27 protein-coding genes and 1 other annotated feature are annotated in these 26,007 nt (G+C 37.6%); of the genes, 20 read left to right on the top strand and 7 right to left on the bottom strand.

Features of this window, described 5'->3' with window-relative positions; translation table 11 throughout:
* Nucleotides 1–25: 25 nt before the first annotated feature.
* Nucleotides 26–670: a 5-bromo-4-chloroindolyl phosphate hydrolysis family protein gene (locus I573_RS02115; protein ID WP_016184923.1), complete on the bottom strand. Its 645-nt coding sequence runs from the start codon at nt 668–670 to the stop codon at nt 26–28.
* A 168-nt stretch (nt 671–838) separates the two neighbouring features.
* On the opposite strand from I573_RS02115, the gene I573_RS02110 reads away from it, so the two are divergent.
* From I573_RS02110 to I573_RS02100, 3 genes are read left to right on the top strand one after another with little or no spacing between them, the layout of a single operon-like run.
* On the top strand, nt 839–1,414 hold the full coding sequence (locus I573_RS02110) for an NUDIX hydrolase (protein WP_016184922.1): 576 nt from the start codon (nt 839–841) through the stop codon (nt 1,412–1,414).
* Entirely contained in the window at nt 1,411–1,716 is a 306-nt protein-coding gene (gene macP / locus I573_RS02105) for a cell wall synthase accessory phosphoprotein MacP (protein WP_016184921.1), read from the top strand. Before I573_RS02110 ends, macP begins: the two co-directional genes overlap by 4 nt.
* Nucleotides 1,717–1,729: 13 nt before the next feature.
* The gene (locus tag I573_RS02100) at nt 1,730–2,419 is read left to right on the top strand and encodes a 5'-methylthioadenosine/adenosylhomocysteine nucleosidase (RefSeq protein WP_016184920.1); all 690 of its coding nucleotides are present in this window, start codon (nt 1,730–1,732) and stop codon (nt 2,417–2,419) included.
* Nucleotides 2,420–2,451: 32 nt separating this feature from the next.
* Here the strand turns inward: I573_RS02100 and I573_RS02095 are convergent, their stop codons facing one another.
* Entirely contained in the window at nt 2,452–4,356 is a 1,905-nt protein-coding gene (locus I573_RS02095; RefSeq protein WP_016184919.1) for a M13 family metallopeptidase, read from the bottom strand.
* Between the two features lie 88 nt (nt 4,357–4,444).
* On the opposite strand from I573_RS02095, the gene I573_RS02090 reads away from it, so the two are divergent.
* The 7 genes from I573_RS02090 to I573_RS02060 all read left to right on the top strand — a co-directional run bounded on the left by I573_RS02090 (nt 4,445) and on the right by I573_RS02060 (nt 11,600).
* Nucleotides 4,445–4,975: a hypothetical protein gene (locus tag I573_RS02090; RefSeq protein WP_016184918.1), complete on the top strand. Its 531-nt coding sequence runs from the start codon at nt 4,445–4,447 to the stop codon at nt 4,973–4,975.
* Between the two features lie 82 nt (nt 4,976–5,057).
* Entirely contained in the window at nt 5,058–6,017 is a 960-nt protein-coding gene (locus tag I573_RS02085) for a ribose-phosphate diphosphokinase (protein WP_016184917.1), read from the top strand.
* A gap of 99 nt (nt 6,018–6,116) precedes the next feature.
* Nucleotides 6,117–7,253: a cysteine desulfurase family protein gene (locus I573_RS02080; RefSeq protein ID WP_016184916.1), complete on the top strand. Its 1,137-nt coding sequence runs from the start codon at nt 6,117–6,119 to the stop codon at nt 7,251–7,253.
* Between the two features lie 76 nt (nt 7,254–7,329).
* The gene (locus I573_RS02075) at nt 7,330–7,671 is read left to right on the top strand and encodes a DUF1831 domain-containing protein (RefSeq protein WP_016184915.1); all 342 of its coding nucleotides are present in this window, start codon (nt 7,330–7,332) and stop codon (nt 7,669–7,671) included.
* Nucleotides 7,672–7,844: 173 nt separating this feature from the next.
* The gene (mnmA, locus tag I573_RS02070; protein WP_016184914.1) at nt 7,845–8,966 is read left to right on the top strand and encodes a tRNA 2-thiouridine(34) synthase MnmA; all 1,122 of its coding nucleotides are present in this window, start codon (nt 7,845–7,847) and stop codon (nt 8,964–8,966) included.
* A 251-nt stretch (nt 8,967–9,217) separates the two neighbouring features.
* Nucleotides 9,218–9,580 carry a DUF1033 family protein gene (locus tag I573_RS02065; protein ID WP_016184913.1) on the top strand — a complete coding sequence of 121 codons (363 nt, stop codon included), beginning with the start codon at nt 9,218–9,220 and terminating at the stop codon, nt 9,578–9,580.
* Nucleotides 9,528–11,600: a DNA topoisomerase 3 gene (locus tag I573_RS02060; protein ID WP_016184912.1), complete on the top strand. Its 2,073-nt coding sequence runs from the start codon at nt 9,528–9,530 to the stop codon at nt 11,598–11,600. Before I573_RS02065 ends, I573_RS02060 begins: the two co-directional genes overlap by 53 nt.
* A 33-nt stretch (nt 11,601–11,633) precedes the next feature.
* Here the strand turns inward: I573_RS02060 and I573_RS02055 are convergent, their stop codons facing one another.
* A complete protein-coding gene (locus I573_RS02055; RefSeq protein ID WP_016184911.1) occupies nt 11,634–12,191 on the bottom strand; it encodes a helix-turn-helix domain-containing protein in 558 nt (185 codons plus the stop codon).
* A 98-nt stretch (nt 12,192–12,289) separates the two neighbouring features.
* On the opposite strand from I573_RS02055, the gene I573_RS02050 reads away from it, so the two are divergent.
* Both I573_RS02050 and I573_RS02045 read left to right on the top strand, forming a co-directional pair.
* Entirely contained in the window at nt 12,290–12,997 is a 708-nt protein-coding gene (locus I573_RS02050; protein ID WP_016184910.1) for an AzlC family ABC transporter permease, read from the top strand.
* Nucleotides 12,984–13,310 (top strand): AzlD domain-containing protein, encoded by a 327-nt coding sequence (locus tag I573_RS02045; protein ID WP_016184909.1) that lies wholly within the window; start codon nt 12,984–12,986, stop codon nt 13,308–13,310. The genes I573_RS02050 and I573_RS02045 overlap by 14 nt, the downstream gene beginning before the upstream one ends.
* 23 nt (nt 13,311–13,333) lie before the next feature.
* On the opposite strand, the gene I573_RS02040 is transcribed toward I573_RS02045, so the two are convergent.
* The 3 genes from I573_RS02040 to I573_RS02030 all read right to left on the bottom strand — a co-directional run bounded on the left by I573_RS02040 (nt 13,334) and on the right by I573_RS02030 (nt 15,945).
* On the bottom strand, nt 13,334–13,675 hold the full coding sequence (locus I573_RS02040; protein ID WP_016184908.1) for a hypothetical protein: 342 nt from the start codon (nt 13,673–13,675) through the stop codon (nt 13,334–13,336).
* Between the two features lie 191 nt (nt 13,676–13,866).
* Nucleotides 13,867–14,973 carry an ABC transporter ATP-binding protein gene (locus I573_RS02035; protein WP_016184907.1) on the bottom strand — a complete coding sequence of 369 codons (1,107 nt, stop codon included), beginning with the start codon at nt 14,971–14,973 and terminating at the stop codon, nt 13,867–13,869.
* Nucleotides 14,974–15,090: 117 nt separating this feature from the next.
* Entirely contained in the window at nt 15,091–15,945 is an 855-nt protein-coding gene (locus I573_RS02030) for a helix-turn-helix domain-containing protein (protein ID WP_016184906.1), read from the bottom strand.
* 139 nt (nt 15,946–16,084) lie between these two features.
* Nucleotides 16,085–16,315, top strand: a binding site (T-box leader).
* A gap of 161 nt (nt 16,316–16,476) precedes the next feature.
* Here I573_RS02030 and I573_RS02025 point away from each other — a divergent pair.
* The 6 genes from I573_RS02025 to I573_RS02000 all read left to right on the top strand — a co-directional run bounded on the left by I573_RS02025 (nt 16,477) and on the right by I573_RS02000 (nt 21,077).
* Nucleotides 16,477–17,118, top strand: a complete 642-nt coding sequence (locus tag I573_RS02025; protein WP_016184905.1) for an amino acid ABC transporter permease — start codon at nt 16,477–16,479, stop codon at nt 17,116–17,118.
* Between the two features lie 12 nt (nt 17,119–17,130).
* A complete protein-coding gene (locus I573_RS02020; protein WP_016184904.1) occupies nt 17,131–17,763 on the top strand; it encodes an amino acid ABC transporter ATP-binding protein in 633 nt (210 codons plus the stop codon).
* A 13-nt stretch (nt 17,764–17,776) separates the two neighbouring features.
* On the top strand, nt 17,777–18,574 hold the full coding sequence (locus I573_RS02015) for an amino acid ABC transporter substrate-binding protein (RefSeq protein ID WP_016184903.1): 798 nt from the start codon (nt 17,777–17,779) through the stop codon (nt 18,572–18,574).
* A 117-nt stretch (nt 18,575–18,691) separates the two neighbouring features.
* Nucleotides 18,692–19,072: a GntR family transcriptional regulator gene (locus I573_RS02010; RefSeq protein ID WP_016184902.1), complete on the top strand. Its 381-nt coding sequence runs from the start codon at nt 18,692–18,694 to the stop codon at nt 19,070–19,072.
* 2 nt (nt 19,073–19,074) lie between these two features.
* Nucleotides 19,075–19,959: an ABC transporter ATP-binding protein gene (locus I573_RS02005; protein WP_016184901.1), complete on the top strand. Its 885-nt coding sequence runs from the start codon at nt 19,075–19,077 to the stop codon at nt 19,957–19,959.
* Nucleotides 19,956–21,077 carry an ABC-2 transporter permease gene (locus tag I573_RS02000; RefSeq protein WP_245555055.1) on the top strand — a complete coding sequence of 374 codons (1,122 nt, stop codon included), beginning with the start codon at nt 19,956–19,958 and terminating at the stop codon, nt 21,075–21,077. Before I573_RS02005 ends, I573_RS02000 begins: the two co-directional genes overlap by 4 nt.
* Nucleotides 21,078–21,094: 17 nt before the next feature.
* Here the strand turns inward: I573_RS02000 and I573_RS01995 are convergent, their stop codons facing one another.
* Nucleotides 21,095–22,018, bottom strand: coding sequence for an L-lactate dehydrogenase (locus I573_RS01995; RefSeq protein WP_016184899.1), 924 nt, complete (start codon nt 22,016–22,018; stop codon nt 21,095–21,097).
* Nucleotides 22,019–22,193: 175 nt separating this feature from the next.
* Between I573_RS01995 and I573_RS01990 the strand changes: the two genes are divergently transcribed.
* Nucleotides 22,194–24,674, top strand: coding sequence for a DNA translocase FtsK (locus tag I573_RS01990; protein ID WP_016184898.1), 2,481 nt, complete (start codon nt 22,194–22,196; stop codon nt 24,672–24,674).
* A 111-nt stretch (nt 24,675–24,785) separates the two neighbouring features.
* Nucleotides 24,786–25,880 (top strand): dual-specificity RNA methyltransferase RlmN, encoded by a 1,095-nt coding sequence (gene rlmN / locus I573_RS01985; protein ID WP_016184897.1) that lies wholly within the window; start codon nt 24,786–24,788, stop codon nt 25,878–25,880.
* Nucleotides 25,881–26,007: the final 127 nt, after the last annotated feature.

Below are 26,007 nucleotides of genomic sequence, written 5' to 3'. Positions count from 1 at the left end.
TTCTGCTAGATTTTTATGCCATTTTTTATTTCTGTTGTTGGATACTTTGTTTGGCTAAAGAAAGTTCAACATCAATATCTTCAAAATCTTCGGCAACAAAATTTTGATAATCTTGGGCGATCAAAGCTGCCATTTGATCGATCACTAAAATACTTTCTTCCATTTTATCATAGGTCTCTTTAGATTTGATCTCGTGAACATTGATTTCGAGATATTTATCTGTCAACTCTACTAAATTAGGTAAGTGAGTGTATAAAAAATGATTGGCAAGATGTAGACGTTTTGGACGCTTCACAAGATCTTTGAATAAAGCTTTTGATGCTCTAACAGTATCATAACGCAAATCAATCGATTTTAATTTTGCGTTTTGATTGATATTTGTTTGCAAATGATCAATCAATTCTTTAGTTTGGCTCATCGTGTCACGGAATAAGGCAATCTCACTAGGAGACATCCCGCTATCTTTGTAATGTTGCTCTTTTTCTTTTGAAATATGCTGAATCGTCTTGGCTTTTTTCTTTTTCGATGACTTTCGTCCGAAAAATCGAATACAACACCAAACTAGAGCAATCAAAAGAACAACGGTCACTGTATCCTCTAACCCCGCACTAAGCCAAATAAACAATGCGAGTAAAACGAATCCGATAATTGTTCCATTTTTTTTGTTCATATTCTTTCCTCCTGAAAAAAGCATTGACTGTCTTGTCGATATTATTATTTTAGCATGTTACTATCTGAAAAAGTATCGGTCTTTCGATGGATTTAAAGAATTTAGCAAAATCCTAATTTTTTTATGGTACACTTTATTAAAGTCAAGTGAATCTGGAAAGGAGAACGTATGGAACCCTCAAAATTTGAAGAAAAAACAACTAAGCGAACTGAAATTTTTAAAGGTAAAATTATTGATGTGTTTGTAGATGACGTGACACTGCCTGATGGACGAAGCGCAACACGTGAACTTGTTTTGCATCATGGTGCTGTGGCTGTTTTAGCCGTAACAGATCAGCAAAAAATCGTATTAGTTCGTCAGTTTCGTAAACCACTAGAGCGTGATACATTAGAGATCCCAGCTGGAAAAATCGATCCAGGTGAGGAGCATGCACCTTTACATACAGCAAAACGTGAATTAGAAGAAGAGACAGATTATCAAGCGGAGACGTGGAATGAAATCGTTGGCATGTATTCGACACCTGGATTTTCTGATGAATTTCTAACGATCTATGAAGCGAAGCAATTAAAAAAAGCAGACCGTCCGCTAGATCAAGATGAAGATGAATTTTTACAATGTGAGGAACTGACACTTGCGCAAGTAAAAGAAGCGATTAAATCTGGTTTGATTTGTGATGCAAAAACATTATATGCTGTAACCTATTGGGAGTTACAATTGACGAAAGGTGGAACGGAAGCTTCATGAGTAAACGTCCTTTAGTGACACGTTCAGAACTCAGACGACAAAAACGTACGCAAGGTATGAAGAGTGAGCGTGCGGTAAAAACTACTGAACAATCAAAACCCGTTCAGCAAATGAAAGAAAATTCTGGACAAAAAAAGGCAGGACATTTCTATCGTAAACCTTATCAAAAGAAAGAAGAAAAAAGTGTTTCACGTTCTAAATCGAATCAACGATCGCGTGAAATGAATACATTTTTGATGAAATCTATCGGAATCGTAGCGGTACTTTTGGTTTTGGTTATTTTAGCGATCATTTATTTATAAGTTGGAGGAATTTATGAAAATTGGAATTATCGGCGCAATGGCGCAAGAAGTAGAGATTTTGCAAGCAGCTTTAACCGACAAAACGACTTGGGAACAAGCTGGAGCAAAATTTTATCAAGGAATAATTGACGACCAAGAAGTCATTGTAGTCGAATCAGGAATTGGAAAAGTATTGGCTTCGATCACAACAAGTTTATTGATTCAAAAGTATGACGTGGACGTGATCATCAATACTGGATCTGCTGGAGGAATCGGACAAGGTTTAGCAGTGGGTGATGTGGTCTTATCTGATCAAGTGGCTTATCACGATGTTGACGTGACAGGGTTTGGCTATGAATATGGGCAATTGCCAGCAGGGATGCCGCTATATTATGAGGCAAGCCAAGAATTGATCCAAGCGTTTGAACAGGCAGCTAAAGAGGCAGAGTTGAATACAAAAACTGGATTGATCGTAACTGGAGACACGTTTGTAAATAGTTCTGAAAAAGTGCAAGAAATCTTGTCTCATTTCCCACAAGCATTAGCTTGCGAAATGGAAGGCGCAGCAATTGCGCAAACAGCTCGCCAATTCAAGGTTCCTTTTATTATCATTCGCGCAATGAGTGATACAGCCGAAGAAGAAGCGACACAAAGTTTTGATGAGTTTATTATTGAAGCGGGTCGCCGTTCAGCTGAAATGGTTTTAGCTTATATCCGACAGTAAAAAAATCTCCTGCTTATTAGCAGGAGATTTTTTTACCAAATATGTACACGTTTCTCAGGTGCACGATACATTGGATCATTTTCTGTTACCTCAAAGACTTCATAAAAGTCATCTAAATTTTGAACTTGGATATTGGCACGCAGTTTTGCTGGACCATGGACGTCAACATTTAGTAACAATTGTTGGTAAGCAAGTGTGGCTTTCGTACGCCAAATTTTTGCCCAGTTCACAAAAAAGTCTTCTAAATTAACGTCAGTTTCCCGTTTTGCTGCTTCTAAAGCACAGCTTAACCCTCCAGCATCTGCAATATTTTCCGAAACCGTCAATGTTCCATTTACTTTACCTTCTGCAAACGGTAAGCCATCGAATTCTTCGATCATTTGTTTTGCTAAGGTTTTAAATTGCGTCAAGTCTTCTTCAGTCCACCAATTGCTTAAGTTTCCATTTTCATCAAATTTTGCTCCATTATTATCAAAGGCATGAGAGATCTCATGAGCGATCACAGCGCCGATCCCACCATAATTTGCACTGCTTGATTGTTCTAAACTATAGAACGGTGCTTGTAAAATCGCAGCAGGAAAGACGATGATATTCATCAAACCACTATAATACGCATTAACAGTCGCTGGAGACATTCCCCATTCACTTCGATCGACCGGTTCTTGATATTTTTCAAAATGAGCAAGAGTACGAATTTTAGATAAGGTTAAGACATTCTCAAAAAATTCTCCACCTTCCGATTTTGACGTAACGATCAAGCGATCATAAAGTTTAGGTAATGTTTCTGGATAACCAACATGAACACCAATATGATCTAATTTTTTAATCGCTAATTGTCGGGTGGTATCACTTAGCCAAGTATTGTTTTCTAAACGTTTTTTATATACATCGATCATTGTCGCGACCATATGTTCAACGTCTGCCTTTGCTTCAGGTCCAAAATATGTTTTAGCGTAGACATCACCGACTGCTGCTGAAAATTGTGAAAAAGCCAGTTGATAAGCCGATTTTTCGAACGATTTAGCTTCTTTGATCCCAGATAAAAAGCGTTGGTAACGGCCACCTAAAATGCGAATCTCATCACTTAAATATTCGGTATAGCGTAATGCTGTCATCAAATACATCCAACTACGCAGTAACGGCAGATGATCACTTTCTGTGAAGGCCGCAAAATTTTCAAAATAAGTCGGTTCAGTGACGATCACAGTATCTAAGTTAGTGTCGACCAAACGTTCTGCAAGTTGTTTTAAATCAAACCGTTCACTGTAATGTTTGATAACCTCGATTGAACGTGGATTGTACATCAAACTATAGTCTGCTCGTTCTTCTGCGCTTTGTACAAATGGAACTAAGGCTTTATCAAATGCCATCGCTTGTTCTACGATTGCTTCTGATTGTGCACGCGTGTGACCTAAGTGTTGCATCAACGCAACACTCATTTCAAAGAACTCTTGCAACATGACCATGGCTTGTTCATTGTCTTCTTCATAGTAGGTTTTATCCGGTAAAATCAAAGAAGCGGGTGAAAGATATAGTGCATGTTGAGTAGTTTGTTTCATATCCGCCATCACATCAAAATCAAATGGTAAAGTAATATTGGCTAGACTTAAGTCATATAATTGCTCGTTCAATGTTTCAAAAGAGTCAATTGTTGTAATGACTTGTAAATACTCTTTTAATGGTTCAGTACCACGCGTGTCGCGTCGTGTTTGATCGTTTGCTAGCTCATAATAATCGACTGCTTTTTTTATATGTGGATTGGGAATCGTTTCTTTATTTTTAGCCCATTCTTCAAATTGAGTCATTAAGTTTTCTTCGATCGTGGTTACGAGATCTTGAAAGCCACCGGTAGAAGGTTTGTCTTCTGGAATCGTTGCGGTTTCAAGCCATTCGCCATTTACATAATCATAAAAATCATCTTGTGCACGTCTTGTCATGTCAGTTCCTCCTTTGGTATATACTTATTATGATATACTCTTATTGTTTAGACAAGTAAAGTATGGTCGTAGAAAAGGAGTGGTGCTCATGTCGACATGGCATGGAATTGAAGAATCAAGATTTTACGCGTATCGCAATTGGACAAATACAAAAGGGAAGTTATGCGGTAGCTATGCAGCAGCGGTATTGATCGCTTACTACCAAGATTATCGCCAAGAGCTCCAACTTCCGGCATATATAAGACAACCCTTTGGAGAAGGTGAAAACTTAGTTGCCTATTTGCGCTTGTTTATTCAACCATTAGGCAATTCAACGGTAACCTATCAAGTGAGTTCTGGTATTTCATTGTTTTGCCAGTATCACCATCAAAAATTATGGGCACGATCAACCCCAATCGGCGGGCTTACGCGGGTGATCAAACGCCTTGATCAACAAAAGCCAGTGATCGTAGGCATCAATCGCTTATTAGGGAGCACTTATGGCAATCATTGGGTCGTGGCTTACGCGTATCGCGTGGATGATACGGGGAAATATTTTTTAAAGGTCCACGATAATTGGGGAAATTACCGCAAAGAAATTCCAGCTAAATGGATCATGGGGACGGTTTCATTTCCTTAAGGTAGAAAAGACCATAAACCAGTTGAGAAAAAGTAGCCAAAATATGATAGAATAGAAGAAATCATGCATATCGGAGGAAACTATGAACGAGAATCATACGGAAGAAGCGTTAAAAATTTTTAGTTTGGACGGGAATGTCCCTTTAGCTCAAAAAATAGCAGATGTTTTTGGATGTCAATTAGGAAAAAGTGCAATCAAAACATTTAGTGATGGTGAAATTGCCATTAATATCGAAGAAAGTGTTCGCGGAATCGATACATATTTGATCCAATCAACAAATACACCAGTTAATGATTATTATATGGCGCTGTTGATCATGATCGATGCGATGAAACGTGCGAGTGCAAAAACGATCAATGTTATTTTGCCTTATTATGCATATGCAAGACAAGACCGAACTTCTAGACCTCACGAACCTATTACAGCAAAATTGATTGCGAATTTATTAGTTGAAGCTGGTGCGACACGTGTATTGACGTTAGATTTACATACCGTTCAAGTGCAGGGATTTTTTGATATTCCAGTAGATAATCTATTTACAACTCCTTTATTTGCTCGCTATTATTTAGATCGTGGTATGCAAGGAGATGAGTATGTTGTAGTATCTCCTAAAAACAGTGGTGTTCAACGTTCACGTGGATTGGCAGAGTATCTGGGCACGACATTAGCGATTGTAGATCAAGATGATGATGCGCAAGATGATGGCTATGTTATCGGTGACGTGGAAGGTAAAACATGTATTATGGTCGATGACATTTTAAATACAGGACATACCTTTGCGAAAGCGGCTCGTTTGTTGAAAGAAGCTGGTGCAAAAGAAGTTCATGCGTGTGCTTCTCATGCTTTATTTAATGCGGACGCAAAAGAAGTGTTGGAAAATGCTCCGATTGAAGATATTTGTGTGACCGATTCTTGTTTAACAGAAGACACAAGACATCCAAAACAAGCGACGTATATTACGTGTTCAGAATTAATTGGAGAAGCGATGAAACGCATCCATGAGAATACGCCGATGAGCCCGTTGTTTCGTTTAGAAAAATAATCCAAATAGTAAAAGCCTGGTGATCGATCCAAGTGCTTTTACTATTTTTTTGTCCAAGGTTTGTTATAATGAAACAGATTAATAAGAGAAGGTGACATGATGACATATTTTGACCACGCTGCCACGACACCGATGCATCCTAATGTGATCGGTGTGATGACAGAGTATATGAAAACAACGTTTGGAAATCCCTCAAGTATCCATCAGTATGGACGCCAAGCGCATGAAAAATTAGAAGAAGCGCGTCAAGTAATCGCTGCAAGTATTCACGCGACACCTAATGAGATTATCTTTACCAGTGGTGGAACTGAAGGAGACAACACGGCTATTTTACAGACAGCTCGTGCTAGGCAACATTTAGGCAAACACTTGATCACGACGCAAGTAGAACATCCTGCCGTTTTAGAAGCGATGCATCACTTGCAAGAAGAAGGCTTTGATGTAACGTATCTTCCGGTAAATACGGAAGGTGAACTTACTGCGCAACAAGTACAGCAAGCATTGCGCGAAGATACGATTTTAGTATCAGTTATGTTTGCTAATAATGAAACAGGCAATCTCTATCCAATCAAGGAAATTGGCGACGTATTACGTGAACATCAAGCTTATTTTCATACGGATGCTGTCCAAGCTTATGGAAAATATCCCATCGATGTAACAGCATTAGGGATCGACCTATTATCGATTTCAGCTCATAAAATCAATGGACCAAAAGGGGTCGGTTTTTTATATCAAAAACAAACGATCGTCTTGCCGCCTTTGTTTCATGGTGGTGAACAAGAAGCGAAACGACGTGCGGGTACGGAAAATTTAATTAGTATTTTAGGAATGGCTGAAGCAGTAAAGATAATGAGAGAGTATTCATTTGAGGAAAGACAAGACCAATATGCAGGATTTACAAAGTATCTGTTAGCTCAATTAGATCAAGCAGCTATTTGCTATCATGTAAATGGTTCAATGAATCGTTTGAGTCATGTTGTCAATTTATCTTTTCCTGGAGTGGCCAATGATTTATTATTGATGCATCTTGATTTAGCAGGTTTTGCAATTTCGACCGGATCGGCTTGTACAGCTGGAACGGTTCATCCTTCACACGTTTTAGAAGCGATGTATGGCAAAGGTGATCCTTATATTTCTTCTGCGATTCGCATGAGTTTTGGACTAGAAAATACGCAAAGTGAAGTGGAACGCTTTAGTCAAATCTTGATCAACACGATTTTACGTTTAAAAAAATAAGAACCGCTTTGACAAAGACTAGTCAAGTTTCTAATTTATCTTTATAATAAAAGAAAAATGAATGAGGTGAAAAAAGATGGCTTTTGCAAAAGAAGCAACGATCTTAGGCTCAACTGTCCGTTACCGTTTGGCACCTACAGCAAAACGTTATACATTGCGTGACAACGGATTTACAGAAACAAAAAGTGGGAATTTCCAATTGATCAGACCCCTTCAAGCAACACCGGCGAGTAAAGAAGGGTTTCAATTAAAAATTACTGTCGACAAAGAAGTATCTTCATTTAAAATGTCTGTGACGACCGCAAATGGATTAAAAGCAGTTGATTTATTTAAAGATCCAAATCATGAAATGTTGCGTGAAAAGTATTTCTTCTTAATGGATGGATTTATCGATCGCGGATTATTCGAAAAAGTGTAAACGAAACTAGAGCTGTCTCGTTCATGAGATTGGCTCTTTTTTTATTAGGATTTTGTCAATATCGTCAAGATTCCATGAAATTTTTAGAAATCTCATGTATAATGACAACGACTGAAAAGTTGCGACCTTCAAATCGTAAAATTCAGCAATACGAATGAAATGATGGTGAACATATGAAAGACAACAGCAACACACGTGTCGTTGTAGGAATGAGTGGCGGTGTCGACTCTTCTGTTACAGCGCTATTATTAAAAGAACAAGGATATGACGTCATTGGGATCTTTATGAAAAATTGGGACGATACCGATGAAAATGGGGTTTGTACCGCGACAGAAGATTATAAAGATGTAGCCAAAGTAGCAGCACAAATCGGGATTCCTTATTACTCTGTCAATTTTGAAAAAGAGTATTGGGATCGTGTATTTGAATACTTTTTAGCAGAATATCGAGCAGGACGAACACCAAATCCTGACGTAATGTGTAATAAAGAAATTAAGTTTAAAGCATTTTTAGATTACGCGCTAGATCTTGGAGCAGATTATGTCGCAACTGGACATTACGCACAAGTGACTCGCGATGAAGATGGCACGACACATATGCTTCGTGGCGTGGACAACAATAAAGATCAAACTTACTTTTTAAGTCAATTGTCACAAGCGCAATTAGCTAAAACCATGTTTCCTTTAGGGGGGATGGAGAAAAAAGAAGTACGTGAAATTGCAGAACGTGCAAATCTTGCGACAGCGAAGAAAAAAGATTCAACGGGTGTCTGCTTTATTGGTGAAAAGAATTTCAAACAATTCTTAAGTAATTATTTACCAGCAAAAAAAGGCAATATGGTCACACTCGATGGTGAAATCAAAGGACAACATGACGGACTGATGTATTATACGATCGGCCAACGTCAAGGTTTAGGTATTGGTGGCGGTGGTAAAACACAAGAACCATGGTTTGTTGTTGGCAAAGATTTAACAACAAATACTTTATATGTTGGACAAGGTTTCCATCATGAAGCATTGTATGCGGATCGATTGGAAGCAAGTGAGATCCACTTTACAACAGATGAAGAAAAACCTAAGGAATTCCGTTGTACAGCGAAGTTTCGTTACCGTCAACAAGATGTTCCAGTTACAGTGCATCTAAAAGAAGAGGGTCAAGCTGAAGTTGTGTTTGATGAACCTGTTCGTGCGATTACACCTGGTCAAGCGGTCGTATTTTACGATGGCATGGAGTGTCTTGGTGGAGGCCTTATCGATCAAGCGTATCAAGCACAAACCCAATTACAATATATTTAATCAGTACACTGCATCGAATTCGATGCAGTGTTTTTTCACGAACATTTTTGTAAGGTTGTACGCAATTTTATCCAAATATGCTATATTTAAAAGAAAATTCACGCAAAAATGTTTAGATTTATCAGGTAATGAAGGCAAGTTCACAAGCACACTTCTTGAAAGTTCTTTCAAAACGCTCTAGTATGGAATAGAAACGTTCATGAACAAAAAGAAATTATAAGTTAAAGTTCGCGTGAAGTGAGGGGTGAAATATGTATCAAGTAGTAGTGATGTATGGAGACAATGAACCTTGGTGGTTTTTTGAAGATTGGCGTCAAGATATTAAAAGTGAATATTCTTTTGATACATTAGAGGCTGCTCAAACATATTACAAAGAACAATGGCAAAAGCTTCAAGAAGAATATAGTAACATCAATGCCCGACCAAATTATCTATGTGCCTTTTGGAATGAAGGGGATGAGCGCTGGTGTGAAGAGTGTGATGATGATTTGCAACAATATCTGGGTATCGCATTATTACAAGAATATCAACCAGTAACGGTCGAAAGTGGAAGGGAATTTTATGAAGCAACTAATTCTAGCGGAAAAGCCAAGCGTTGCCAAAGATCTTTCTAAGGTTTTAGGCGCAAAAGAAAAACATAAATCATATTATGAAGGACCAAATGTCATCGTTACGTGGGCACTTGGTCATTTGTTGGGTCTAAAAATGCCAGAAGATCTAAACAATGACTGGCAGTCATGGAAAATGGAAACACTTCCTATGATTCCCAAAAAAATCGGCATCAAACCTTTGCCCAAAACTGGTCATCAATTAAAAGCAATTAAACAACTGGCTAGTCGTAAAGACGTATCAGAATTCGTGATCGCAACCGATGCTGGTCGTGAGGGAGAGCTGGTTGCTCGTTGGATCTTAGAATGGATTCGCTTTGATAAACCGGTCAAACGATTATGGATTTCTTCTCAAACAGATAAAGCGATCAAAACAGGATTTTCTCAATTGAAATCAGCAAAAGAATATGACGCATTGTATGATTCAGCACTTGCGCGGGCGAAGGCAGACTGGCTAGTCGGATTAAATGTCACACGTGCTTTAACGGTGAAATATGAAGACAATCTGAGTGCTGGACGTGTACAGACCCCAACGCTAGCGTTAGTTCGTAGTCGTGAAAAACAAATCGAACGCTTTGTAGCACAAAGCTATTACCAAATCGAACTAGCTGTAGGTCAACAAAAAGCAACGCTTGTTCAAAAAAATCCATATGCTTTAACGGATAAAACCCAAGCACTTGCACAGATTCAGACACTCAGCAAAGAAAATGGACAGGCCACAAGCATAAAAGAAAAAACAAAAAAAGAATATGCTCCGCTACTTTATGATCTGACAGAGTTACAGCAAGAAGCCAATGCTCGCTATGGTTTTTCAGCAAAGAAAACGTTGAGTATTGTTCAAAGCTTATATGAATTTCATAAAATCGTCAGCTATCCAAGAACAGATAGTAAGTATTTAACTCAAGATATGAAAGCTACCATGGACGAACGATTACAAGCCGTTGCTGATTTTTCAGCTCAAGCAAAATCATTAGCCAAAACACATGCTAATATACAGCAAATGTCTGTATTTAATGATGCGAAAGTTTCAGATCATCATGGTTTATTGCCAACAGAACAACGTGCACGTTATGAAAAATTGAGTAATGATGAATCGAAAATTTATCAAATGATCGTAACTCGTTTTATTGGGTTGTTTTTACCTCCACATGTGACACGTCAACAAACGATTACAGTCCACTTTGGCAAAGCCGAATTTATTTTCCGTCAACAAGAGATTTTAGAATCAGGATTTAAGGAAAGTAAACATACAGAGCCATTAGTAGAATTTGTAGATAAGATGTCGGTCAAGCCTGATTTTAGCTTGAAAAAAGGACTAACGACACCACCTAAGCCGTTGAACGAAGGGACTCTATTAGGCCAAATGGAAAAATTCCATTTGGGAACACCTGCTACACGTGCAGAAATCATTGAAAAACTGATTAAGTCGGAATTGATGGAACGTACGACAAATGCCTTAGCTGTGTCAAAAAAAGGAAAACAGCTATTAGAATTAGTGAACCCTTCACTGGTTACCCCTGACTTAACGAAAAAATGGGAAGAACAATTAGAAGCGATTGCAACGAAAAAGTATTCCTTAACGCAATTCATGAACGAAATAGAAGTAGAAACAACGCAATTAGTTAAAGAAATCAAACAAAGCCAAGCGACCTATCAAGATTTTTCATTAACACAAAAAAAATGTCCCGATTGTGGATCGCTATTGCGTGAAAAAAATACACGAGATGGCAAAATTTATGTGTGTACAGGTGATTCTTGCAGTTATCGTCGCCGCAAAGATCCTAAAGTGTCGAATCATCGCTGTCCGCAATGTCATCGTAAGATGGAGATCATTGACGGCAAAAATGGTGCTTTTTTCCGTTGTAAATTTGATGGGACAACAGAAAAAATGCTAGATAAACAAGCGAAAAAGAAAAAAATGACAAAGCACGAAGAACGTCGTCTGGTAAAAAAATATAGCCAAGCGGATGAACCAGAAGAAAGTCCATTAGCAGCAGCGCTAAAAGCTGCGCTAAATCAAGAATAAAAAATAAGACCTTGGGTGTAACGCTCCAAGGTCTTATTTTTTTTGTGAATAAAGATTGATGACGATCGCTTTGACGAGCACATCTCCAAGATTTTCATAACGATGCACTTGTGTGGCAACAAAATGTGTTGCGTCTTCTTTGCCTACAGTGAGTGTTTGTTCACCAATCGTGAGGGTTAAAACACCTTCTATCACAAATACATATTCAGACGACGCATAATGTCCGATTGAATCATAATGATGGCCTGGATCAAGCTCCATTTCAAAAAATTCAAAATTTCGCGTCGCATCTTGCTGATAATAATTAAAGATACGATATTTTTTCGCTTCATCTTCTTGAAAGATCGCTTCTTTCTTAGAGATGACTTCGCAAGTCGGAAGCGTTGGGGGACCAATCAATGCGGTGTAAGGAATATGTAGGCCTTCACTGATTTTCCAAATCGTATTGATTGTAGGATTTGTAGTTCCTTTTTCGATTTGCGAAAGCATTCCTTTACTGATCCCGGTTTTTTTTGCAACATCGTCTAGCGTGAGCTGTTGTGACGATCGTAATTGGCGTAAATTTTGTCCAATTTGTTGTGTAATATCCATAGTTGCTCCTTTTATTGAGTTCATTATATTGAATTTTTGTTTTATATAGTATATTATACAGTATACACATTAAAATAGATAGAAAAAGGAGAGAAGAAATGAGTCGTTCATTAACGTTGTCTGCGGCAATCAAAGAAACATGGCCTACTGTATTTGGCTATCTAGGGATCGGGATGGCATTTGGCATTGTAGGCAAAGGTGCCGGATTATCTTTTGGTTTATTGCTCTGTTTGTCTATTTTCGTCTATGCAGGATCAGCCCAATTTATAATTATTAGCATGTTGTTAACTAAAAGTCCGGTTTTATCTATTATGCTCGCGACGTTTTTAGTCAATGCCAGGATGTTACTCATGAGTCTGACGATTGCACCTTACGTCAAACATGAGAGTATGCTAAAAAATATTTTATTAGGAACTTTTTTGACAGATGAAAGTTTTGCTTTGGGCATGAATAAACTGAATTACACTGAAAAAAAATTATCCTTTACTTGGTTGAACGGTGCAAATCTCATTTCTTATGTTACTTGGAGCTTAGCCACTGCTCTAGGTGCTTTAGCAGCTCAATTTATCGGTGATCCCAGGACGATGGGGATTGATTTTGCGATCGTGTCGATGTTCATTGGACTATTATATTTTCAATTGATTGCAGATAAAAGTTTAGCTTTTGCGTTACAAGCGATCATGATTGGCATCACAGGAGTGCTCGTCTATACTGGGATGATGATCATTCCGAGTACTTGGTTAGTGTTACTCGTTACGTTAATCGGATGTGGTATAGGGATGGTGATTAAACATGTTTTCTTTTAACTATTTAGTAGCAGTTGTATTGGCATGTAGTATCGCAACGGTCAGTTCCAGAGTTTTACCTTTTGTTTTGCTGAAAAAAATGAATCTACCGTTAAAGGTATTAGAATTTTTACAGTTTGTCCCGATCGTGATTATGGCGGCTCTTTGGTTTAGTAGTTTGTTCACACCAAGAATCGGACATTTACCAAAACCTAATGTAGAATATATGATCGCTTCGTTTCCTACAGTACTCAGTGCGATTATTAGCAAAAATTTATTCGTCGTGGTATTCGTCGGCATGATTTCAATTGCGTTATTGCGATATTTTGGGTAATAAAAAAGATCGTTCTAAGAAAATTAGACGATCTTTTTTGAATCAAATATGTTTGCGTGTAACCATAAACTAATCATCGCAAATGCAATCAAAATCAAGCTCTCAACAGGATAGGCAAAAGGTTCGTGAAGTAAAGCGACAAAACTAAAAATACTAGTTAAAAAAAATAAGCGTAATGTATGAAAAGAAGGGCGACGCAAATGATACAAGCTAAAGAATAGGGAAATAAATAGCAAAGGAATCATCCATGAAGCTTGAATAAATAGTGTTTCTTGACTTGTCAAATGCAGTGTGTAAAGAACAAAAAGTGTGCATAAGAAAAATAAATGATAGCGATAGCTACGTTTTGTTGGAATAATATTCATTGATTGTTGTCCTCCTTAATTGCTCGTAGTGTAGCACAACAAAATCTATAATCCTATCAAATTAGCAAAATTGTAAGATAAAGTTTAACAAAAAGAAAAGACACTCGTAGGTCGACGAGTGTCTTTTTTAGGGGGACAAATAAGGAAATCTATATAAGTCATTGTAAATAAATTTACAAGAACTAACGAAATTAAAGGGTAATGACTTCTTCTGATTCTTTATCAAAGAAATGTGCTTTGCTGATATTAAATGCTAAATCGATCATTTCTCCTGGACGATGGAAATCACGTGCATCGACTTTGGAAACAAATTCAGTTTGACCAACTTTAGTATAAAGCATACTTTCAGCACCAAGTAATTCAGATACAACGACTTCAGATTTTACAGTTGTTTCAGGAGAGGTTTGCAATACGATTTCTTCACTATTGATATCTTCTGGACGGATACCAAAAATCAGTTGCTTGCCTTCGTATCCTTTTTCAACAAGGACTTTATTTCTTCCTTCTGGAATACGTAAACTTAAACCTGCTCCGTCAGAGATCACACCGTTATTTAGCGTAACATTGAAGAAGTTCATAGCGGGTGAACCAATAAATCCAGCTACAAAGACGTTTTTAGGTGTATCGTATACTTCTTTAGGTGAGCCGATTTGTTGGATAAAGCCATCTTTCATAATGACGATACGATCAGCCATAGTCATGGCTTCTGTTTGGTCATGGGTTACATAGATTGTTGTTGTAGACAAGCGGCGATGTAATTTTGCAATCTCTGCACGCATCGCAACACGTAATTTTGCATCTAAGTTTGATAACGGTTCATCCATCAAGAAGACTTTCGCATCACGTACGATCGCACGCCCCAATGCAACACGCTGACGTTGTCCACCAGAAAGAGCAGCTGGTTTACGATCTAGATATTCAGTTAATCCTAAAATATCGGCAGCATTTTCTACACGAGTTTTGATTTCAGCTTTGTCATACTTACGTAATTTTAAGCCAAATGCCATGTTATCATACACTGTCATATGTGGATATAAAGCGTAGTTTTGGAATACCATTGCGATATCACGATCTTTTGGTGCAACATCGTTCATGACTTTATCTCCGATCCATAGTTCACCTTCAGAAATATCTTCTAATCCAGCGATCATACGTAATGTAGTTGATTTTCCACAACCTGAAGGTCCAACAAAAACGATAAATTCACGATCAGCGATATCTAAATTAAAATCCGTTACCGAATAATTTTCTGCATTATCATATTTTTTATATACGTGTTTTAAGGCCATTTCTACCATGTAAAATCCCTCTTTCTCTTAACTGATAAGCTCAGTATAATGTAAGCGGTTTTATTTCGATATGGTAAACATGCACGAAAAAGAGAGTTGAGATTGTGCATGTTGGATAAAGCGTTATCATAATTGATTCACTAATAATTGAGTGAAAAATAAATCATCCATTTCTTTTAAATTTAATTGTGTGATTGCTTGAAATTTTTCGACTTGATATTGGATCGTGTTTCGATGCATAAACAATTTTTTTGCAGTGGCGCTCAAATTTCCTTGTTGTTGCCACAATGTCGTAAGTAAGGTTTTTGTTGCGTCATCTGGAATCCAAGTGGCAGCAAGTGCAGTTAAACAATCACGACTAGTCGTGGTAGGATCAAGATAAAAGGCAAGACTGATTTTAGGTAACGTCATACAAGTAAATGGTAGATTCTGAACCAAACTGTACATAAATGCGTGTTCTTCTTCTTGAAAGATAGAATAAAATGGACTAGATGCGGGATAAAAGCAGCCGATAAAGATTTTTGAATACGTATCAAAATCACCGTCTAAAGCGAGAAATAAACTTTCCAATTCGATTTGTTGTAAAGAAGTCGACTGCTGTTTTTCAACTAAAATAGCATAATGATCGGTAAGGAAAAAACAGTCTACTAAACCTTGGAAGAATTCATATACTGCTTGTTGCCATTTTGTGATCTGAACGGAGCGCTTTTGTTGAAAGGAGACTTGGATGATACGATAGGCTCCTTCTTCTAGTGACAACATATGATCCTTTAATAAGTAATTTCCCCAGCTCGACAGCTGTTGTTCTTGTGGAAAGCTACTTAATTGTTGCAGTAATTGAATCTCGGTAGGAGAAAGAATGGTTTTGTCGATCCAAAGGTAACCTTGTGCAATCGGGACCGATAGATAAGATACCTCATAACTAGGAAATGGATGAGTAGTCGCATTGGGATAAATTAGTTGAAGATTTAAATCGAGCATATGAGCTTCCTCCTAAATAAATGTACGAACTAATTTTATTCTAAGCCAATTGAAACAAAATACAACGCAAAATTCTAAAAAAATAAAGAAAAAAGAGTTGACATTTTCATGAAATCTCGGTAAAGTGAAAACAACTTAAACAAAGACATCGAAAAGAAAAGTAGATAGAGTATTGATTTATAGAGAGTTCTTGGATGGTGAAAAAGAACAGTCAATCTAAATCGAAACACATCTTGGAGTCGAGCTTTTGAAAGTAGTAGGAAGCTCCGGGAAGCCCGTTATAGCTGTAGTCATTGATAGATGACTCGTTGAGGTTTTGATTGTAAGATCAAAACAAAAAAAGGTGGAACCACGTCATTACGTCCTTTAGTCCTAGCGACTAAAGGCTTTTTTTTTGCCAACGAGTAACCAATGGCTCATAAGGTAGTTGTCGTAAGATGAGTACAAATGAAGGTGGAACCACGTGAAGACGTCCTTTGACAGTGTGTCAGAGGTTTTTTTATTATCAACATATTCAAGGAGGAACACAACATGACTTATTTTTTATCTCTTTTTCCCCAATTATTTAGTGGAATTGGCGTTACATTGAAATTATTTGCGTTAACTTTAGTAGGCTCGATCCCATTAGGTGTTATCTTAGCCTTTATTTTAGCCAGTCGACTTAAGCCATTACGTTATTTGATCCAATTATATGTATGGCTTATGCGCGGAACACCATTGTTATTGCAATTGATTTTTGTATTTTATGGCTTACCTTTAGTCGGGATCGTGTTCGACCGTTTCGATGCTGCGATTTTTGCTTTTATTTTAAACTATGCGGCCTACTTTGCAGAGATTTTTCGTGGTGGGATCCAGTCGATTCCAAAAGGTCAATATGAAGCAGCTCAAGTCTTGCGCTTAAGCCCAGCACAAACGATCCAAAAAATCATTATTCCTCAAGTTGCAAAGATCACGCTGCCTTCAGTTGGAAATGAAGTGATCAGTTTGATCAAAGATACTTCATTGATTTATATTTTAGGACTTTCTGATATCATGCGTATCGGGAAAATCGCAATGGAACGCGATGCAACACTGTTACCATTAGTGGGTGTAGCAATTATTTATTTAGCATTGACAGGAATTTTTACCGTATTATTGAAACAATTAGAAAAACGTTTGGATTATTACCGTTAGGAGGAAGCCGAAATGTTAGAATTAAAAGCAATCAATAAATCCTTCGGGGATAAAAAGGTAATCGATAACTTAAATCTGGAAATTCCAGATGGCAGTATTTTAGCGATTGTAGGACCTTCTGGAGGTGGGAAAACCACCTTATTACGTACGCTAGCTGGACTAGAAACAGCAGATAGCGGAACGTTTTTATTAAATGGTCAAGCATTCGATCCAGCTAATACGAAAAACCAGGAACAAGTCGTAGGTGTTGTCTTTCAAGATTTCCAACTATTTCCACATTTAAGTGTTCGAGATAATATTACACTAGCTCCTAAGATGGTATTGAAAGAAACTGCAGAGGTGTACAATCAAAAAGCTCAGCATCTAGCCGAACAATTAGGTATTGAAAGTTTACTTGATCAATATCCATTCCAACTTTCTGGTGGACAAAAACAACGATTAGCGATTGCACGTGCAATGGCGATGGATCCAGAAGTACTAGCGTATGACGAGCCAACGAGCGCGCTTGATCCTGAATTGCGTCAACAAGTCGAACAATTGATTTTAAATTTAAAAACACAAGGAATCACGCAAATTGTGGTCACACATGATTTAGTTTTTGCTGAACATATTGCGGATAATATTTTAAAAGTAGTGCCAAAATAAGGAGGAATTCATAATGAAGAAATGGTTGAGTTTAGGAATTATTGCATTGGGTTTAGTTACACTAGCTGCATGTGGAGCTAAAAAAGTAGAGAGCGGTGCCGATAAAGATACTGTTAAAGTGGGCTTAGACGATACATTTGTACCAATGGGATTTAAAGATGATGCAGGAAAGATCGTCGGGTTTGATGTAGATTTAGCCAATGCAGTATTTAAGTTGACGGATACAAAAGTTGACTTCCAACCCATCGATTGGTCATTAAAAGAAACGGAATTAGCCAATGGCACGATCGATATGATCTGGAATGGATATACAGTCAACGATGAGCGTAAAGAAAAAGTAACGTTTAGTGATACGTATATGAAAAATATCCAAGTATTAGTTACGAAAAAAAGCAGTAAGATCGATTCGATCGAGCAAATGAAAGGGAAAATTTTAGGGGCTCAAGAAGGATCATCGGGTTATAGTGTATTCAACGATCAACCCAAAGTATTAAAAGACGAAGTCAAAGACCAAGATGCTACACTTTATGGCAGCTTTAGCGAAGGATTTTTAGATTTAGAAAATGGACGTATTGATGGGTTACTAGTGGATAAAGTATATGCAGAATATTACTTGAAAAAAGCTGGAAAACTGGATGAGTACAATCTAATTAAAACACCTTACGCGCAAGAAGAATTTGCAGTAGGTGTACGCAAAGATGATCAAGCCTTAGCAGATAAAATCAATAAAGGAATCAAAACATTAAAAGAAAATGGCGAATATGAAAAAATCGTGACTAAATGGTTTGGCGCCGACGCTGTAAACGATTAAGTAAATAAAAGTAGACGAGTAAGAGAGCATCACTTACTCGTCTACTTTTTTATTTTCGCTTGACGAACCTACGTGTACTATGTATCATAGTACACGTAAACGAAAGTGGGGGTTGAGATGGTTCAAATCGATAAAACAAGCAGCAAACCTTATTATGAGCAACTTGCACTAAGTATCAAGCAAGATATTGTATTAGGGATTTTGCAAGTCGGTGATCGATTGCCTTCTGTTCGGGAGATGGCAAAACAATTGTTAATGAATCCAAATACCGTAAGCAAAACGTATAAATTATTGGAACAAGAACAAGTCGTTGTCACGATCAAAGGAAAAGGAACTTATATAAAAGATCAAAAAGCTTTACCTAGAGATGAGATGAGGATCTTACAAACCAAGCAACAATTTAAAGAAGTCGTCATCAATGCTCGTCAATTAAAGGTAAGTGATTCAGAATTACACGAGTGGTTGGATACGATCAACAAAGAGGTAGGAGGCGAATAACTATGGACGTACAAAAACTCACAAAAATCATTCATCAGCAGCTCATTTTAGATGATATTTCGTTTTCTTTACCAAAAGGTGAAATCGTCGGATTAGTCGGACGTAATGGGACTGGAAAAACAACATTACTAAGAACTTTAGCTGGACAATATATCCCTGAAAAGGGTGAGATCATAATCGAGGGCAGCAATATTTTGACCTCACCGATGTTTAAAGAAGAAATTTTTTATATTGACGAAAAAGCCAATTTTTTTGCTAGTTATACTTTAGATCAACTGTACCGCTTTTATTCTTATGTCTATCCTCAATTTGATCATATTATGTACCAAGAATTGATGAGTACACATCATTTACAACGTACAATGCGGTTTAAATCGATCTCAAAAGGAATGCAAGGATTATTTAAAATGATTTTGGCTATTTCTTCAAAAGCCTCTTACTTACTATTAGATGAACCTTTTGATGGTTTAGATATCATCGTAAGAAAAGAAGTCATAGCCTTATTAGTAGGATACATTGAAGAAACAGGGAATACGGCATTAATTGCTTCTCATGATTTAAGTGAGCTAGACCATCTAGTAGATCGGGTATTCTTTTTGAAAGGTGCTGCACTCTCTTTAGGGTATGAACTTGAAAAAACAAAGGAACAAGCACGTAAATTACAATTAGTATTTAAACAAAAAACGATCCCAGATTATATTAAACAACACACTACGATTTTATCGATTCAAGGTCGAGTGGTCGTGGTATTATTAGATCATTATACTCCAGAGGTTTTTGCTGAACTTCAAGCATTGGAACCTTTATTGATTGAAGAATTGCCATTAAGTTTAGAGGATCTATTTATCGCGAAACTAGGTGAAAATCAGAAAGGAGTACGAGGATGATGAGTCAAGTATATCGGTTACGTTACCGACGCTTTATGATATGGATTGGAGTGCTGATTGTAGGAGTATATTTATTTAGTGGATATTCTGCGCAACGTTCATGGCATAACCAACAAACTTATTTATATTCTGCTGATTTTTCATATACCCCAGAAATGGGACAACAATACGATAATGACGGAAATTTAACACATACATTGACGAAACAAGAGTACGTCAAGCAGTCGTTGACCTATTTTACTACTGGAGAGGATATTTCCTATGCTTATGTGACCCCGTTTACACAAAATATGTTGTTATATATGATGCCACTTGTCATGATCATCATTGGATTTTTAGCATTCTTTTTAGATCAAAAAAGTCAATTTAATCGCTTTTTGTTCTCGTTGCCTTTTTCAAGAAAACGACTTTATCTAGAAAAATTAGGACATATCGTACTTCCTATACTGCTAAGTCTAGTGATTGGGATATTCGGATATACAACGATCGTGTATACTATGATTCCACAACCTTATTTTAATGCAGAAATTATGGAGATAGCCTTATCTGGATGTTCTCATTTTATTACCTTAGTAGTCGCGTTATGTTTAGGGATCTTTTTGGGGGTATCATTAGGAAATGCCTTGAGCGCCACTTTATTTTTAGCTTTATTCTTATTTACATTAAATGCTACGCTAAATAGTTTTTATTCGAATTTGATTGGTTTATTTTCTTCTGCAAATCACGCTATTTTGTTGGACAATTGGCTTTTATTTTATCCAGGTAAAACAAGTAGTACACCATTAGCGATCCTAATCAACTTCGCGTTATGTGTCGTCTTTTTAGCGATTAGTTACGTTGTATTTCGATCGATTTCGATGGAAAATGAGGGAAGCTTTTTGACTGTTCCAAATTATCGCCATCTTTATTTTAGTTTAGGTTCTATTACAAGTATCGTGTATCTAGTTTGTACGAGTGCCATGTGGCGTCATGATAGTTATCTAACACCTACTGACTATATATTTGCAGGAATCTTTTTACTGATCGTGCCATTTATTTTAGGTATATTGATTTACTTTTCTTCTATTAAATATAAGATCGAACAAATCAGACAAAAAAAACAAAACAGCCCGTCTTAATATAGACGAGCTGTTTTTTAGAATTTAGAAGTATGTTGACGGATAAACGCTGCAGATTGAGCTAATTTTTCCAGTTCTTCGTTTGTCAAATCTAACGATAAAGAAGCAACGATACCATTTTTACCTACTACAGCAGGATAAGATAGATAGGTGTCATAGTTTTTCATATAGTGTGAAACGGGTAAAATCGTATGTGCATCATTTAAGACAGTCATGGCCAACATTACAGCAGCCGTAGCGACACCATAGTTGGTATATTTTTTTCCGTGAAATACAGTATGACCGCCAACTTTTGCCTCGTGATCAAGCGCATCTAAATCTAATTGCCGTCCTTGCTCGGCTAAGTAATCAATTAAGGTCTGACCACCGATTCTTACAGTAGACCAAGCGGTAAATTGTGAATTGCCATGTTCTCCAAGATTAAATCCAATCACAGAGCGCGGATCAAGGGCTAATGCTTTAGCGACGGCTCGTTTCATTCGAGCTGAATCAAGTAAGGTTCCTGTACCGATCACTCTTTCTTGAGGCAAACCGGTTCGTTTTTGATACAGTTCAGTAATGGCGTCGACCGGGTTGGTAATGACGATCAAAATACCAGCAAACCCACTTGCTTTGATTTGTTTGGCTACTTGCTCGACTTCTTTTTTTGAATAAGGTAATTCAGCAAAGCGATCATCATTTTGATTGTCTTGTAATGCAATGTTTCCTAAAGCAGAAATAATTAGATCTGCATTTTCTAAGGCTGCATAGTCATTGATCGTAATCGTTGTATGAAAAGGCAGATTTGCCATTGCATCTTCAAAGTCTAACGCATCTGCCGCTACTTTTTCTTGACGAGTATCGATTAAAACGAGCTCGTCGATACTTCCTGTACTGACAAAATGATGGGCAACTGCGGCCCCAACATTTCCTAATCCAATGATGCCAACTTTTCTTGTCATTTGCTAAACCACTCCTTTTAATTTCGTACATTTTCAGTATACTACAAAATAAAATCATTATGAAAAAATGATGAGAAAAAAATATAGAGAGTTGCTAAAAAGGTTTCAGCAAAGGTCCCTTTTGTTCAGTCAGCTTTTTAGGTATAATGGGTCTGAATGAAAAGAGGGATGGAAAATGGCAGCGAAAAAACGCTCGACCACAAAAAAGAAGCAACCTACTAAAAAACAACAAGCGCAACAGCAAGCGCAAAAAGAAAAATTAGTATTGATTTTATCAGGTGTCTTATTTTTAGTGTTTGGTTTGATCAGTTTAGTCAAACTCGGATTTTTAGGAACTTTTTTAGCAAATATTCTGCGTTTGATCGGAGGAAATAGCTATCCGGTATTGAGTATTGTGTTGATGCTTTACGGTGGGTTCTTGGCTGTGAAAAACACTCAAGCTCATTTGATTTGGACGCGACGACTCACAGGAAGTCTTGTCTTGTATAGTGCATTAGTTTTATTTTTACAAGCTCGTCTTTTTGGTTCGCTACAATCGGGTAAGCCGAATATTTTACATACGACTTGGGAAACGTTGTTGATCGATCTGAAAACAAATCAACTGTCGCAAAATGTTGGTGGTGGAATGTTTGGCGCGATTTTATACCAAGGAACATATTTTTTACTTTCGCAAGTTGGAAGTTATGTGATTAGTTTATTCTTAGCTTTGTTTGGGATCTATCTGATCAGTCAATGGTCAACAGAAGAACTGTTGGAAAAATTGCATCATTTAAAAGAATTGTTCTCCAAAATGGTCGCAGTCGATCCGCAGACCAGACAGCAAAAAGAAGCAAAAAAACAAGCGAAACGTCAAGCAAAAGAACAAGAGTTAGCGATGAAAAAAGCCGAGATCATTGCCGAGATGGAAGCAGAAAAGCAAAATGTGAAGGCAAATGTCAAACCTGCTAAACAAAGTGAGAAATCCACTTTATCCGCAGCTGCACAAGAAGTCATTGCACAAGAAGAGTTAGCAGAAGACCCAGTTCAATTGGAACAACCTACTTTTGTTCCAATTAATGGATTTCAACAAGCGTCGTTATTTGAAACACCACCTGCCGTTGCGCAAACTCCAGTAGATCCTGTTTCAGAAACAGACGATGGCGTGGAATTTAAAGATGCTCAAAATCTAGAAGATGAAAGCTATGAATTGCCACCGACAGATCTACTCGCGCCAGCGAAACCGACAGATCAAAGTGGGGAATATAAAAAAATCGAACAAAATATTGGGGTTTTAGAGCAGACATTCAAAAGTTTTGGTGTAGATGCCAAAGTGGTCAAAGCCAGTTTAGGGCCATCTGTCACAAAATTTGAGATCCAACCAGCTGTGGGAGTCAAAGTAAGTAAAATCGTGAGTTTGACAGATGACATCGCACTTGCCTTAGCTGCCAAAGATGTCCGGATGGAAGCGCCGATTCCGGGTAAATCCTTAATTGGGATTGAAGTACCAAATGAAGCAGTTAGTATGGTGTCGTTTAGAGAAGTGGTTGAAGCACAACCAGCGCATGAAGATAAACTACTTGAGGTACCGCTTGGTCGTGATATTTCAGGGAAAGTGCAAACTGCTGATCTTACCAAAATGCCGCATTTACTTGTTGCTGGATCGACCGGAAGTGGGAAATCCGTTGCAATCAATGGAATCATTACCAGTATTTTGATGCAAGCGAAACCGCATCAAGTGAAACTGATGATGGTTGATCCCAAAATGGTGGAATTAAATATGTACAATGGGATTCCGCATTTATTGACACCCGTTGTGACGAACCCTAGAAAAGCAGCACAAGCTTTACAAAAGGTCGTTAAAGAAATGGAAGAACGTTACGAAAAATTTGCCGCAACAGGTGTCCGCAATATTACTGGATATAATGAAATGATCGAAGCGCACAATCTACAAACAGAAGACAAGCAACCGATCTTACCATTTATTGTCGTGATCGTCGATGAATTAGCTGATTTGATGATGGTGGCGAGTAACGAAGTCGAAGATGCGATCATTCGCTTAGCGCAAATGGCTCGAGCTGCTGGGATCCATATGATCTTAGCGACACAACGACCAAGTGTCGATGTCATTACAGGAATCATTAAAGCAAACGTTCCCTCACGAATCGCTTTTGCTGTTTCAAGCGGAACTGACTCTAGAACGATCATTGATTCCAATGGAGCTGAGAAGTTACTAGGACGTGGGGATATGTTATATTTGCCAATGGGTGAAAACAAACCGATTCGTGTTCAAGGAGCGTTCATTTCCGATCAAGATGTAGAAGCAATCGTTGAATTTGTTACAGCTCAACAAGGAGCAAATTACGAAGAAAAAATGATGGTATCAGATGAAGAAGCAGAGACTGGGACATCTAGTGAGCCACAAGATGAGTTATTCGATCAAGCGAAAGAATTAGTGGTAGAGATGCAAACAGCCAGTGTATCGCTATTGCAAAGACGCTTTCGTATTGGATACAACCGAGCAGCACGCTTGGTTGATGAATTAGAAGCACATGGGATCGTAGGGCCATCTGAAGGAAGTAAACCACGAAAGGTATTACTGGAAACGCTAGAGATCCCAACGCCGAATGAACAGCTATTCGAACCACCCGCAGACTTTCCACCGCGACGTGAAGAGTAAAGAACGGATAATCTATCCGTTCTTTTTTTTTGTTAAATTTTACTTTTCAGACTTGAGTTTGATCAAATTTTCACTTATATTGAAGAAAAAACAAAGAAAGAGGCGTCTAGTGTGCAACCATCAATTTATGGCATGACAAAACCAGAACTAACTGAATGGGTGACCAGTCAAGGAGAAAAAGCTTATCGCGCGAATCAAATTTGGGAATGGCTTTATATCAAACGTGTGACTTCATTTGAACAAATGAGTAATTTATCCAAAGCATTTATCACAAAATTAACTGAAACATATTGTATTAATCCATTAAATCAAGTGGTCGTGCAAGAATCTGCGGATGGTACGGTAAAATATTTATTTCAATTACCTGACAAGCACATGATAGAAACTGTTTTGATGCGTCAAGAATATGGGTTGTCTGTTTGTGTGACGACGCAAGTTGGCTGTAATATCGGCTGTACATTTTGTGCGAGTGGGATTTTAAAGAAACAACGCGATCTAACTGCAGGCGAAATCGTAGCGCAGATCATGATGGTCCAACACTATTTTGATGAACGAAATGATGGAGAGCGGGTATCTCATATCGTGGTAATGGGAATCGGTGAACCTTTTGATAACTATCGTAATTTGATTAAGTTTTTAACAGTTGTCAATGATGCGAAAGGATTGGCGATTGGTGCCCGTCATATCACGGTGTCAACAAGTGGTTTAGTCCCGCAAATCAAAGCTTTTGCGAAAGAACCGTTACAAATCAATTTAGCGATCTCTTTGCATGCGCCAAACAACGAGGTACGCAGTGCGATCATGAAAATCAACAACACATTCCCATTAGAAAAATTGATGGATGCAGTCGATGACTATCTAGCTGCAACGAATCGACGGATCACATTTGAATATATCATGTTAAGTGGAGTTAATGATCAGGTCGAACACGCCAAAGAACTGGCAGCGTTACTAAGAAATAAACGTAAATTAACTTATGTCAATTTGATTCCTTATAATCCTGTGAGTGAACATGATCAATATTCTCGTAGTAGTAAGCAAGCCGTGCTTGCATTTTATGATACGTTAAAAAAAGCGGGGATCAATTGTGTGATTCGAAAAGAACATGGGACGGATATCGACGCAGCTTGTGGACAATTGCGAAGTAAACAAATCGCTAAAGAACGTCGTCGTCGCGTTGCGAATGGAAAAAAAGTGGAAGTATAACGAAAAATATCTAAATAAACGATAGAAAATTCATGATTTCACCTAATTTTGTCATAAATTTGGTGAATTATGAATTTTTTTTTCATAATTTTCGATTTTACACTTGCTTTTTTAATAATTACTAATT

This window comes from Enterococcus sulfureus ATCC 49903, assembly GCF_000407605.1.
In the GTDB taxonomy this organism is placed as follows: Bacteria; Bacillota; Bacilli; order Lactobacillales; family Enterococcaceae; genus Enterococcus_G; species Enterococcus_G sulfureus.
This window is presented reverse-complemented; position numbering and strand designations above follow the sequence as displayed.